Below are 11,801 nucleotides of genomic sequence, written 5' to 3' on the forward strand. Positions count from 1 at the left end.
CGAGTTCGGCGACCTGCTCGCTGGCGGCCGCCCACTGCGCTTGTGCAGCTAGAACGGAAGATTCGGGTCCTCTGGCGGATTGCGCCGGATCTCCTCGTCGATCATCTCCGCCAGCTCGTCCGCGATCGGGTCGTACGCGGTCATCGGCACCGGCTGGTTGTCCTCGATCCGCTGCGCCACCAGCGCCCGCCCCAACTGCTGGAACCACGCCTGCCGATCGAGCCACACCCGGTGCACGATCTGTTCCGCCACCGGCATCGGCCGCACGTTCAGGCTCTTCCACCGGTCCGGATCGTGTTCCCGACGGGCCCGGTCCTGCTCCGCCTCGATCTGGTTGTCCGCCCAGGCCTCGAATTCCGTCCTGCGGGCGGCGATCTCCGGTGTCACCTGCGGATACAGTTCCTCGGCGAGGATCATCTCCCGCGCCGCCCGCCACGCCGTTTCCTTCGCCTGCACCACGTTCCAGTAGGTCGGGGTCATGCCCCGGTTCGCCTCGGCCCACTGCTCGTGCGCCTGTGTCTCCAGCGGCCCGCTCGCGGACTCGGTCAGCTGCTGCAGGCGCAGAGCCTCCCGGTCGATCTGCTCCAGGTCCTGCGGGGACGTCGGGTCCAGGCCGAGCCACTCGACCAGAATCCGTCGCGTCTCGTCCGCGATCGTCACGTCGATTCCCTCGACCTGCTCGATCGCTTCCTCGCTCTGCGCTTCCATCCCCTGCTCCTTCATCCTCGAAATCGAACGCGCCCTGGTTGACGTTTCCGCGTGCCACTCGACCTCCTCGTCAGCGCCCATCCAGGGCGACACCCCACCCGAAAACGGGGAGTTTCTGAGGTCGATTTTACTACAGAACAACGACAAAAATGGTGCCTGACCTGCACTAATGCCGAATTGCTCGGTGGGTTCAAGAGCTTCGCTGAGCCCCCTGAGGGCGCGCCAGAGCGACGCACACCATCAGCACCAACGGGGCGATGAACAACCCGCCGATACCCGCCATGAACGCCCGTGCAGGGCGGCGATGGCGGTTGTACGAGCGGCGAGCGCAGACCACCGCCCCTGTGATGGACAACACATTGAACGCGACAAACACGGTGGTGGCGAACGCGTTTCCGTCCATCGCAGGCCTACCTCTCTAGCGGGTGTTAGGTGCTTTCGGCTGCAGCGGCAGGGAAGTCGAGGATCGACGTAACCGCTGCAATCCGGGTCCATGGCATTTCGACCTCGATCTTGGTCGGTTGCAGTCGCAGGAGCGAATTGGAGGGATCCAATTCTCTAGCCTTCACGAGCAAGCTCGCGAGAGGGTTCTCCACGGTGAACCACACGGACGAGTGACCGGACTCGAAATCCCCAACGTGCACGCAGCGATACTCTTCGAGCGCCCGCAACGCGGCGACGAACTTGACCTTCTGCGGCCCCAGCTTGGACCGTTCGCACTCGTCGAGGACGTCGTGGCGGCGCGCCCAGTCCTCGAAGAGTTCGTTCAGCTCGACCATTTCGACATCGGTGGCGTAGTAATCGAAGTGCGGAATCGTCACGCCCTCCGCGAGGTGAACAACCTTGGCCATGCCTGCTCCTTCTGGATTCTCGTTCATGCCATCAGTAGTGAGATCAAGTGCCAGGCTGCGTGTGCGATGCTGGCGGCATCGCGCGGGTCGACGGGTCGGTCTGCGACGGTAACCCAGCGCTCCGACGACTTCTCCAACACTCGGAGGCGGAGCGTTCCGGAGACGTCCACAACGGTGAACAGGATGTCGTGGCCGTCGCCGCTGCGCCAGATGAGGTCGCCGTCGTCGAGCGCGATGTTCGAAGCCAGGGATTCGGTCGCGGCACAGGAGTCGCTGTGCTCGTAGAACTCGCGCGCCACCTGCGTCAGTGCCTGTTCGTGGCCGGCGCCCATCGGCTGATGCACCGCCAGCCCTACCCCGCCCCGCAACGCGTCCTGGTCGATCAATAGAACCGTCATAAGCCGTTCACGCTTGATCCGCCTTCCACTCGACCTCGCCACCTACTCTACATAGAGACCTCTCCAAGTAGAGCATTAGTGCGTCAACCGCTGCTCTCCACGTGGCCCGGCTGCGTTGAAGCGCTGACGCCTGGTGGATTGGGCGCCGTACACGGAAGCGCCGCGGCTGTAACGCTCAAGCGGCATAAATGCGATTCACAAGGACATGGTCGGGGAGGACCGGAGCTGGCAAATGGGCAAGAACGGCGACATGTACCCGCCCGAATTGGACTGGCTCCCACCATGGGCCTATCCGCTGTATGCAGCAGGATATGGCTTCTTCTGGCTGCTCAGGAACGGCTACAACCCTCTGACCGGCTATCCCTGGTAAGGAGCATCTGATGTTCGGGCTATTCACCGACGCAGCCAATTGGTTCAGTCTGCACGTCCTGCTGCCGACTCAGCACCTCTGGCAGCCGTTGCTTCAATCCTGGATGGATTGGCGGTACTGAGCATGATCGGCACCTTGCCTGACCTTCCCGGTTGGTTTTCGGTAGGGGAATGGGCCTTTTGGTGCCCCGTTCTCACCCAAATCGCCAACTGGTGGAATCCGTTCTAAGGAGCCATGATGACCGGCATTCTCCCTGACTTCGGCTACGTCCTGTGGCTGTCTCCACTCACAGGACCGTGGAACAACTTCGTAGTTTGGTTCAATCAGTTCTGACAACCGAGTCAACAGAAGCGCCCCTACCAATTTTGGTAGGGGCGCTTCTCGTCGGCAGTCCTATACGTCCAGGTCGAAGACCTGATCCGACGTCCGTCGTCCGACCATGATTTCCTCGATCGGCGTCAGCGGATGCCCCAGGCCCTCGAGGTATTCCAGGTAGGCCTCGGTGCCCCTGCGCTTGGATCGCCACGAGTCCTTGACGATCCGCGACTCCTGGGCGGCGAGGACCAGGGCCAGAGTGAGGACCTGCGCGCGGGATGCGCCGGCCTTGACGACCTGGTCGGCCACGAAATCCGCCTTGTATAGCGCCTTGATCGCCAGCACTTCCTGGAGGACTTCGTCCGCCCGGTACTCGGTGAGCAGGTGCCCGTCACCGGCGAGTGTGGTGGCGACGTACGCGGCAGCGGACTTCGGCGGGGTCTTGGCCGCCAGCAGACCGCTCAAGAATTTTCGCCTGACGACGGTCGCCGCTTCGGCCTTGAGATTGAGCGTGCGGACCATTTTGCGCTCGCGCCGCACGCGTTCCTCGGTCTCGAGTTCCTTACGCCGAGCCTCGGCCTGGGCTTCGAGCCACTCCCGGTGCACGATCCGCTCCGCCTCTGCGCCTGGATCGCCCTCCGTCACCGAAGCGTCCACGCCCGGTCCACCCGTTCGTACCGCCACCATCACCGGTGAGAGTTGCAATCCTGCGGCGTCCGGGTCGGCGCACACGTACTCGGGGAGCCACGTGTCCTCGATATTGACGGTGTTGACGTGAACCAAACCTTCTTCGGCCTCGATGTCCGCCTGTCCCTCGGTGTACCAGTCGATGGCGTCCTCATCGAGCGGTAGCCCGGTCTCGATGTCGAAGATGAGCTGGCCCTTGCTCAGGACTACGGTCCAGTGCTGGGCGTTGGACTCGACGTGCTTGATGGTGACCTCGCCGCCCTCGGGGGTGCGCAGATCAGCCATCGCGAGCACGGTGCCGTAGCCGGGGTGCTCGCGTACAACGAGGAATCCCTTGTCCTCGTAGGGTGCGGCTGCGTCCGCGAATTCTTCTTGTGCGATTCGGTCTGCTCGCAGCTCCTCGGCGGTCGAGACGAATCGCCATCGAGGGCAGGTGAGCAATTGCTGCACGGCCTCCTCGTCACCGTCAAATTCCGCGAGTATTGCGGCACTCTCGAAGTCGAGCTGGTCCTCGTCGACGAGGGTGCGTGCGACCTGAGACCTGCCGACCTTCGCTGCCTTTTCCACCCAAGCCTTGTCCTCGTGGATGGCCTTGGCGACCTTGGTCACCGAGATGCCCAGGTCCAGTAGTTCCGCGGCTCCTGCGGCGCGTTGGCCTGGCGTGAGGGCAAGTCTCTGGTCGTTCGCCTCCATCTGGGCGATCAGGCGTTCGGCGTTGCGCGCACGCTCGTCTGTGGCGGTGTCCAGGCGCACGATCACCGGAATCGACTTCGCGCCGATCTCTCGCGCGGCGAGTAGGCGCCGCTGACCGTCGCGGACGACGATTTGCCCGTCCGCGAGCTGAACGGCGCTGATCGCCTCGAGCACTCCGTGATCGCGGATGGATTCCACGAAGTCGGGTGTCTCGGACAGGTCGACCTGGTCGCGGACGTTGGCGCCGATGTCGAGAGCGTGCGGGTCGAGACGGACGAACATTTCGCCGTCGATGATCTCGGCGACGGGCCCGTTCTGAATTGCAGTCATGCTGGTCTCTCTCCTAGGATTCGGATCAAAGACACCGGGCAGGTACCCACTGCCCGGTGTCTTGTGTTTTCCGGTCGAAATGCCTCAGCTAGCCGGTCGCGGACCTGTGCGGGAGGGTGCACGCCGCTCCCTGGTGGAAGTCGTACTCTGCGCCGTGGAGGTCACGGAGGTCGGCGGCAACCGCGCTGCCTCCCAGTACTTCCAGCAACGCGACGTAGCGGTCGACGTAGCGGCAGTCGAGAAGAGCAACCGATTCGACCATCGACTTGTCCGCGAACACTTCTTCGGCGAACTCGTCTGCGGCCTCGCAGATAGCCAGGATGTCGTACACCTTGTGTGCCTTTCGTTCGGTGAGTGGTGCCTGAGCCAGTTCGGCGCGGGCGACATCGGGACTGCTGGTGATGACTCCGTTGACCACGAAATCGTTTGTGCCGCTCACAGTTACCTCCAGTTCGGATCAGGTCACCTGCCGCCCTGATCGTTCTTTTTGCCTTGCTGGCAAGGGAGAGTCGGATCGGCGGTATCAGGGCGTGGCGCAACCTCTGGGCCGGGAAGTTTCTCTGCGAGCGAAGCGAGTGCGGGTTGAGAAAGTTCTCGGAGCCGAAAGGCCGGCGAAGCCGTCAGGGGTTTTGCCAGGACCGCCGTCGATCAGGATCGGAAGGCCAGCAAGTCAACAAGAACGATGTTCTTCAACAGGGCGGAGCGAAGCGGAGCTGCATCATCCTCTTGGGGGACACCGAAGGTGGCCAGGCCGCCGGGCAGGCGGGTCCCAGCTGGTAGACGGTCGCGTTCGGTCGCGTCACCGGTTCACGACGTCGCAGCGCGGAGTTGCTCACGGCGAGTGGGGGCCGACTGCGGATCCGTCACCGTTGTGAGACCCCACAGGTACCGTTCCGCATATGACGGACGCAACCAGGCGGAGGCGAATCAAGAGGGGCGCGACTAAGCAACGGCGCGTCGGGATATGCGCCTCGTGCGGCTGGCGGCCCGGGCAGCTGACCGCCAGCAAGCGAGTGCCGGCACACGACGCCTACCGAGGCGGCAGGTGTCGCGGCGCCGACGAGAAACCCGCGTGGGCTGTCGTGCCGAACTGGGTTGAGCCCGGCGGGTATGCACCGGCGTTTGCCACGAAGCAATCTGGCTTGGAGTTCACCGCGCCGCAGCGGCCACGCCCCGGTACCCACAAACCGCAGATCGTCGCCGAGCCACGCCCGCTACCAGATAGCAGCGCCGACACTGACCGGGTACGCCAGCCAGGCGTGTTCTCCGGCGGCGCGCCATCGCTGGGTCGTCGGCGATAAGAGCCGACTCAAGCTGGACCTTAAGCACGTACTAGCTTCAATCGGTGATCGTCTCGTAAGAGCAAGCGCAGTGGTTGACCCGCCTACTGAGGTTCTGGCGTCGCAAGATCGGAGCGTGATTCTTATTCAATGAGCAGATTCGTAGCCCTAGCGCGATGCTGAGCGGCTGGCAGAGTTGAGCGCCGATGCGAAACTGCGAGCGAACAACTCATAGTTTCCGGGCGCTTCGACCATGATCTCCGTTCCGTTCGGGAACTCGACCGTCAGGTAGACATAGCTCGTCTGCTTCTTCGCCATCGCCCCGATGAGCGTCCCTTTACCGGGGTCGATTGCGGTCCCGACGACAACGCGTGTGAGGGTCGTGCGTCGCTGAGTCCCCCCGATGTCTACCGACGCCTTTATACCGGCGACGCCATATCGCACGCCTTTGTAGGTAAGGATCTTTCCGTTCAGTTTGAATCCGCCGAACTCCTCCTTGTCGGGCGCCGGCGGGCCGCCAGCGACAGGGATGTTGACTGACACCGCCGGCGGCGCAGGTGCCTGTCGCGGGGTCAGCTCGTCCCCGAATCCGAGTACGGGCTCAGCGGTTTGGACAGCGGCGTTGATCGCTGCAACCAAGACACCAATCTTGTCTTTACCGGTGATGTAGTTGAAGTCAGCTCGGCCGTCCTTGCTGTGCCCTACGCGTCCACGGAGGAGCAACCTCATCTGGGCAGCCTTGGACGCAGTGGCCTCACGCCAGGAAATGCCTTCGATCGCGCCTACCGGAACGGTCCACGGAGATGCCGCCCGCTTCGTGCGGGGCTGACGCCAGTGGGTGTGCTCAAACGTGACAGTTCCCGAGACGTCGTCGAACGAGACGGTGGACCCTGCACCGGCGTATGTGTGAACGGCCATCGGAATATCAAAGCAGACCGCCCGCGACCGCGAATGGTTCTGGCCATCGTTCGGTCCTGCCGTCGGTGTTGATCACAATGCAACTCGCAGTGGGGTGTGGCCGGTGGACTGGATCTCGGGGACCGTGCGCCAGGCCACCGAACCGGCGTCGCTGCGGATCTCCATACGGAGCGTGCGCCGTTGGAATCCTTTGCCGGCGGCCGCGACGTCGAGGTGCACCCCTGTGACGCGGCCGTGTCCCTCGCCGAGGCCGGAGTATCCGGCGACGCGGGATTCGATCCGCAGATCCACCCCGTCCCACAGCCCGTCGGTGACCAGCAAAACGGCGCCCTTCGACCGGGCCCTGGCCACCACCGCCCTCGCCCTAGACGGTGTCACGGACGCACCCGCAAGCCCGAGAATGACGAGGTCAACTCCGTCGAGAAGGATCGCCGCGATCTCGACAGCGGTGTCCTTCGGCTCGGGCACGATCGCGATTCGGGAGAGGTCTGCGCCTTGCTCGACCGCGGCGAGCAGACTCAGGTCCGGCATTCCGATCACGGCCGCGTGTGAACCCGCTGCCGTGACCGAGGCGAGTAGGCCGATCAGCACCGACGTCGTTCCGGCGACGCTGGCAACGGTGCCGCGGGCGAGTCCTCCCCACGGAAGAAGTTCTGCGATTGGAGGGGGCACGGGCAGTGTCCGCAGCGCGGTCTGGGCGGTGGCCGCTATCGGTGTCGGTTCGTCGACGGACCGAAGCATCGCCGCGGGCATCGCCGGCTCGGCGCTGTCGGCTCGGGCGGGAATCGCCGCCATCTTCCGGCGCAGCTGTTCGAGCTTCTCCGCTTTGGTGAGTGCGTCCGATACGTACGCCGGGGACAGTTCGCTCATGCTTGCCCTCCGTCAACCCGATCCATCTACAGCACCCCAGTGTAGCCAGCTAATCGAACGCATGTTCGATAGATGGGAGATCGGCGGGCGTCCCCGATCTCTCCTCGCAGGTCAGGGGTCAGATGGGGGCGGCATCCTTCCGGGAATCCCCGGTCAGGCGGTGGTGGGGATGGTGATGTCCGTGCGGGCTTCGATGGCGGGGAGAAGGTACTGGGGGCAGGTGACCAGTTGCCGGGGCGCGGGAATCGCTCGACGGTCGGTGTCGAGGTAGAGGCGATAGGCGAGTTGCCCGCGGCGATGGGTGCCGGTGTCTGGGTCGACGGCGCCGAGGAAGTATCCGCGCGTGGCATCGGCGGTGGAGAAGATCGCTCGCGCCCACTCGTCGGGCTCCGCGGGCGGCAGATACCGCACCTCACCGGTGGCCGCATCGAGGGTGTGCACGATGACCGTGACGGTGACCCCGGCCGCTGCGGGAAACCACTGCTCGGCCGGGACGTCGTACGGCACGATCGAGGTGTGGATCCGCAACTCGATATTCGTTCCGGTGCGGGCCACCGCCGTGATGAGGTGCGGATCCGCCGGGACGTCCCCGCTGGCCAGATTCGGTAGCGGCTGGTCGGCGTCGGCGCGCAGGTTGTCGGGGTCGGCGGACATGGGGCCAGGGTACGGACCCTCGATACCCCGGCCGGCTAAGCGACGGCGATGCACTCGGACCGTGCCCGGCACCCACAGAATGCGGGGCGCCGACCTGGTCTGCCCCGGTTCTGCGGGCTCTCCGATTCAGAACAGAGCCGTCTGGTGTTCCGCGGCCGCGGCGTCGGTGTGGCGCCGATAGGCGTTGGCGAAGGATTCGGCCGCGGCCGCGGTGCAGCCGAGTTCACGGCCCACTTCGATCCAGCTCCTTCCCTGGGTGTGCAGGGTGTAGGCATCCTTCTCGTAGTCGTCGACGAACATGCGGTTCTCCCCTCAATTGATGGTGGCGCAGATGGCTGCGTAGCGGGTGTGGGCGTCGCGTTGGCGGCGGCCGAGCTGGCACATGTACTCGTAGAGATCGTCGGTGGCCACGGTCACGGTGGCTTCGCTCAGTGCGTGAGCCGCAGTCTCGAAGGAGCGTCGGTAGGACTGGGCGATAACGGCTTTGGCGTAATAGGGGGCGCGCTCGGGAAACGGCGCCGAGCCGATGATGCGCACGAGCTGCTGGCGCAACGGCACCGGGTGGTGCTCGATGCCGGCGGGCTTACTGTCGATCTCGTGGGCGACCATGACGTAGTCGTGTGGCTGTCCCCGGCGGATCAGGTCGTGGATCAGTCCATAGAGGGCGGCGTACGCGGGGTCGGTGAAGTCATCGCGGCCCAGGATGTCGACGATCGGACGCGCCTGATCCGCTGGGATTTGCATCAGTGCGGCCAGGCAGCACGCTTCGGGGCCCAGATGCGGCGCGGCGGCGGACAGCTCCGCTTCGCCGACCATATCCTCGCTCACCGGTGCAATTCGAAGTGGCGAAGCCATTTTCCCTCCCATTATTTTGACAATTCTTATTGTAGTCGATAAAGCGGATTTTCTCGCGATTCCAAGAGACTATATTTCCATTAGATCGCGTCGCTTACAACGCTCCAGACGAGTGCGTAAGTTTGCACCTAGAACCCCCATGCCAGCAACGATGCGACCCGAACCGGGAGATCTAGGAGGTTCTTGGTTTCAGACTAGAGACTGAACTTTGCCAAATAGAGCAATGTTCGAAATTCAAAACATTTGAGCTCTCATTGCGGTGAGTAAAATTTTCAAATCCAAATTCTTACACGAACTCGAATCGCGAGGAAATAAACTTTCCCGAAAGCGCGAGTGCCGCATCGCGAGTTCCCTATTCGGGGAATCCCGGGGTTCCGTCCGTTGCGGTGACGGGGTGTCGGTGACACTTGCGCATACGGGGTGGAGCTGCGGAATGGCTGCCTACGTGTAGGTTCGGCGAGCACACCGGGCAGATAGCTGCTGCCCGGTGTGCTCCTTCCGGTGGATCGGGATGTGTGCCTGTCCGCGATTGGTCGTTACGCGGGAATCCAGGTCAATCCTTGGTCCCCGATCAGTGCGGTCTTCCCGTCCGGCGCACTGCCGGCGTACTGGTGCAGCGCCGTGCAAGCGCGGGTGATCGCGCAGCCGAGTGCATCGGGTGAGTCGCCGAGCGCCTCAACGCTGGCCTCGCCCATCGCGAGGGCGACCGAGTCGCCCTGGTCCTCGTACAGGCCGACAACCCAGCTCGTGATCGGCGTATTGGTGGTCAGAGCGGGGTCGCCGTTGGTGGTGGCGAGGAGGTAGATCGACCGGCCGTCGGCAGTGCGGCCGGGATTGCCGGTGAGGGCGTAGCAGTTCCCGCCGGTCGAGGTCACCTCCGGGTCTGCGACGCCCGCCTCTGCCAGTCGGTCCAGCTCGTGGGCGTAGTTCTCCTCCAGAGTGCCGTAGTGGCGGTAGTCGAGCAGCTCGGACGTCCCCACGATGGGAGCCGCGGATGCTGTTGCTGTGCGCATAGGTCGGTGACCTTTCGTACGGGATCGGATCACTCGCGTGCCCCGATCGTTCGTTTTGCCGTGCTGGCAAAGGAGAGTCGGATCGGCGGTATCAGGGCATGGCGCAACCCCTGGGCCGGGAAGTTTCTCTGCGAGCGCCAGCGAGTGCGGGTGGAGAAAGTTCTCGGAGCCTTGTGCCGGCGAAGCCGCCAGGGGTTTTGCCGGGACCGCCGTCGATCAGGATCGGAAGGCCAGCACGTCAAACGAACGATGTTCTTCCACAGCGCGGAGCGCAGCGGAGTTCGAATCAGGGGACGCCGCAGGCGGTCCGGTAGCCGGCCGGAGGCGGGTACATCGCAAGTGATTCCCGGTGAAAGGTCATCTCCGCGTGGGCAGCAGCCCCGGGTTTAATCCTTTAGATGCGCAGAAGGATTGGCTCCTCCGGTAGGGCGGTGGTGCGGGTCTGATTCTGGAAGTGCACGATGACATCGCTGTCACTGCGCTGGACTGAGCCCAGCTGCCTGCACTTAGGGCATTGTGGACCGAACACGCCCAGTCAACAGCCCGACCGGGAAGACGAGGATCAGGAGGTACCCGGCACCTACCGGAAAGTGCATCACGGATGGTGCAGGTCAACCGGTTCGAGTGCAGCCGTCCGGCCCGCGAGGCGCGGCATAGCCCACGGCGCCGTCTGCAGGGCGTGCGGCCTGGGCTTCAGACACTGTACGGGCGGATCGGCGCTGGATACATTCAGGTGCATCATGTGGTGGCCGAACTCAGGAAGCGTTTGACGCGTTGTTCCTAATTGCCGGGGCCCGGCCTGCCAACTTGTTCCATATGGAACAGAGGCGTAATCTTGCTCGTGCAGACCCCCCCACACCTGTGGAGCAGGGGGTCTAGCTGTTTCTGGGGGTCTAAATCTCTAGGGGTCCCCGCCGCGGGTCGCGCTCAGTCAAGAAGTCGCTGTACCACTGAGTAGCAAATTCGTTCTTCGGATGACGATCTACTGTGACGTTGGCGGACCATGCCACCAGATCGGCCATCTGGATCAGCTGTGACCCGGACGAATCGATGTGTATGGCGTCCTCGATGACTCGCCGCTCTGCCAGCGGAAGGCTCCGATGGGTGGTCCTGTAGGAGCTGTCGCTGCCGTCGCCGTCCATGAAAATCAGCCCCAGCGAGTCGGTTGCGGCCAGCTCACCCTCGAAGCGACTGATGAGGTCCGTGTACAGCTCCTTTTTGGTCCGGGCGAGGTCATCGGGCTTACCCCGCCGGTACACCGCCCCCAGGGACAGCCCTTCGGCGCACCGCAGCGTCTCCAAACAATGATGGGCAACTTCGCGGCCGAAGTCTTTCCAGTATTCGTGCCCGCCATGAATGTGCCGCTCGGGGATACGTTTCGAGATTCGACCACGGCCATTCACGTACTCGGTGGTGTGGAGTTCGGTCGTGACGGGGACGCCGAACTCGCGCCACAGGAATTTTCGTGTGTCCAGCCAACTTCGAAGCACCGAGCGCCAATGGTCCGGACTGAACTCGATCCATCCGTACACGGCCAGTCCGGACTGTGGATGACCGGAGTCATCGACGTACATCATGCGATCGAGACGCGGAGGCATGATCCCGATGATCGCTCACCCGTTCCGCCCTGCTGTCACCGGGAGTCAATGTTTCTGCCCGCGTCCGCTGGGGCGCATCCCAGTGGTGTTCGGTGGCTCGAACCTGTCACTGCATTGGAATCGAGTATCGCCAGATCACACCGAACATGGTGAGCTCCGGCGTCCGAGCCTCAAGGGCCGGCGGTTCGACACCGAGCCGGGGTCCGTCCGGGAGGAGGATCTGTAGGCGGACCAGAGGAAAGCCGCCGACACCTTCCCCGA

Annotated in this window: 13 protein-coding genes; all 13 read right to left on the reverse strand. The window is 63.8% G+C overall.

Annotated elements, in window-relative coordinates; all coding sequences use genetic code 11:
- Nucleotides 1-48: 48 nt before the first annotated feature.
- The 13 genes from ACLIVD_RS44030 to ACLIVD_RS44090 all read right to left on the reverse strand — a co-directional run bounded on the left by ACLIVD_RS44030 (nt 49) and on the right by ACLIVD_RS44090 (nt 11,540).
- A complete protein-coding gene (locus ACLIVD_RS44030; RefSeq protein WP_201453180.1) occupies nt 49-708 on the reverse strand; it encodes a hypothetical protein in 660 nt (219 codons plus the stop codon).
- 190 nt (nt 709-898) lie between these two features.
- Nucleotides 899-1,111, reverse strand: coding sequence for a hypothetical protein (locus ACLIVD_RS44035; protein ID WP_037198229.1), 213 nt, complete (start codon nt 1,109-1,111; stop codon nt 899-901).
- A gap of 25 nt (nt 1,112-1,136) precedes the next feature.
- Entirely contained in the window at nt 1,137-1,559 is a 423-nt protein-coding gene (locus tag ACLIVD_RS44040) for a hypothetical protein (RefSeq protein WP_242324395.1), read from the reverse strand.
- A gap of 23 nt (nt 1,560-1,582) precedes the next feature.
- Complete coding sequence (locus ACLIVD_RS44045; RefSeq protein WP_242324393.1) at nt 1,583-1,957, reverse strand: hypothetical protein; 375 nt, start codon at nt 1,955-1,957, stop codon at nt 1,583-1,585.
- A gap of 763 nt (nt 1,958-2,720) precedes the next feature.
- Complete coding sequence (locus tag ACLIVD_RS44050) at nt 2,721-4,352, reverse strand: ParB/RepB/Spo0J family partition protein (protein WP_242324391.1); 1,632 nt, start codon at nt 4,350-4,352, stop codon at nt 2,721-2,723.
- A gap of 88 nt (nt 4,353-4,440) precedes the next feature.
- A complete protein-coding gene (locus ACLIVD_RS44055; protein WP_242324389.1) occupies nt 4,441-4,791 on the reverse strand; it encodes a hypothetical protein in 351 nt (116 codons plus the stop codon).
- A 1,009-nt stretch (nt 4,792-5,800) separates the two neighbouring features.
- Nucleotides 5,801-6,550 (reverse strand): DUF4429 domain-containing protein, encoded by a 750-nt coding sequence (locus ACLIVD_RS44060; RefSeq protein ID WP_339329497.1) that lies wholly within the window; start codon nt 6,548-6,550, stop codon nt 5,801-5,803.
- 72 nt (nt 6,551-6,622) lie between these two features.
- Entirely contained in the window at nt 6,623-7,420 is a 798-nt protein-coding gene (gene imuA', locus ACLIVD_RS44065) for a DnaE2-dependent mutagenesis accessory factor ImuA' (protein ID WP_242324385.1), read from the reverse strand.
- Nucleotides 7,421-7,573: 153 nt separating this feature from the next.
- Nucleotides 7,574-8,074, reverse strand: a complete 501-nt coding sequence (locus tag ACLIVD_RS44070; protein ID WP_242324383.1) for an N-formylglutamate amidohydrolase — start codon at nt 8,072-8,074, stop codon at nt 7,574-7,576.
- Nucleotides 8,075-8,200: 126 nt separating this feature from the next.
- Nucleotides 8,201-8,374 (reverse strand): hypothetical protein, encoded by a 174-nt coding sequence (locus ACLIVD_RS44075; RefSeq protein WP_242324382.1) that lies wholly within the window; start codon nt 8,372-8,374, stop codon nt 8,201-8,203.
- A 12-nt stretch (nt 8,375-8,386) separates the two neighbouring features.
- Entirely contained in the window at nt 8,387-8,929 is a 543-nt protein-coding gene (locus ACLIVD_RS44080) for a DnaB-like helicase N-terminal domain-containing protein (RefSeq protein WP_242324380.1), read from the reverse strand.
- A 536-nt stretch (nt 8,930-9,465) separates the two neighbouring features.
- On the reverse strand, nt 9,466-9,942 hold the full coding sequence (locus ACLIVD_RS44085; protein ID WP_242324378.1) for a hypothetical protein: 477 nt from the start codon (nt 9,940-9,942) through the stop codon (nt 9,466-9,468).
- A gap of 893 nt (nt 9,943-10,835) precedes the next feature.
- Nucleotides 10,836-11,540 (reverse strand): DUF3800 domain-containing protein, encoded by a 705-nt coding sequence (locus ACLIVD_RS44090; RefSeq protein WP_242324376.1) that lies wholly within the window; start codon nt 11,538-11,540, stop codon nt 10,836-10,838.
- Between the last annotated feature and the right edge of the window lie 261 nt (nt 11,541-11,801).

The organism is Rhodococcus sp. G6(2025) (assembly GCF_058628105.1).

What these genes read in the sequence shown, in the direction of transcription:
- ACLIVD_RS44030 (WP_201453180.1), bottom strand. Translation starts at nt 708, where the DNA reads ATGGAAGCGCAGAGCGAGGAAGCGATCGAGCAGGTCGAGGGAATCGAC.
- ACLIVD_RS44035 (WP_037198229.1), bottom strand. Translation starts at nt 1,111, where the DNA reads ATGGACGGAAACGCGTTCGCCACCACCGTGTTTGTCGCGTTCAATGTG.
- ACLIVD_RS44040 (WP_242324395.1), bottom strand. Translation starts at nt 1,559, where the DNA reads ATGGCCAAGGTTGTTCACCTCGCGGAGGGCGTGACGATTCCGCACTTC.
- ACLIVD_RS44045 (WP_242324393.1), bottom strand. Translation starts at nt 1,957, where the DNA reads ATGACGGTTCTATTGATCGACCAGGACGCGTTGCGGGGCGGGGTAGGG.
- ACLIVD_RS44050 (WP_242324391.1), bottom strand. Translation starts at nt 4,352, where the DNA reads ATGACTGCAATTCAGAACGGGCCCGTCGCCGAGATCATCGACGGCGAA.
- ACLIVD_RS44060 (WP_339329497.1), bottom strand. Translation starts at nt 6,550, where the DNA reads ATGGCCGTTCACACATACGCCGGTGCAGGGTCCACCGTCTCGTTCGAC.
- imuA' (WP_242324385.1), bottom strand. Translation starts at nt 7,420, where the DNA reads ATGAGCGAACTGTCCCCGGCGTACGTATCGGACGCACTCACCAAAGCG.
- ACLIVD_RS44070 (WP_242324383.1), bottom strand. Translation starts at nt 8,074, where the DNA reads ATGTCCGCCGACCCCGACAACCTGCGCGCCGACGCCGACCAGCCGCTA.
- ACLIVD_RS44075 (WP_242324382.1), bottom strand. Translation starts at nt 8,374, where the DNA reads ATGTTCGTCGACGACTACGAGAAGGATGCCTACACCCTGCACACCCAG.
- ACLIVD_RS44080 (WP_242324380.1), bottom strand. Translation starts at nt 8,929, where the DNA reads ATGGCTTCGCCACTTCGAATTGCACCGGTGAGCGAGGATATGGTCGGC.
- ACLIVD_RS44085 (WP_242324378.1), bottom strand. Translation starts at nt 9,942, where the DNA reads ATGCGCACAGCAACAGCATCCGCGGCTCCCATCGTGGGGACGTCCGAG.
- ACLIVD_RS44090 (WP_242324376.1), bottom strand. Translation starts at nt 11,540, where the DNA reads ATGCCTCCGCGTCTCGATCGCATGATGTACGTCGATGACTCCGGTCAT.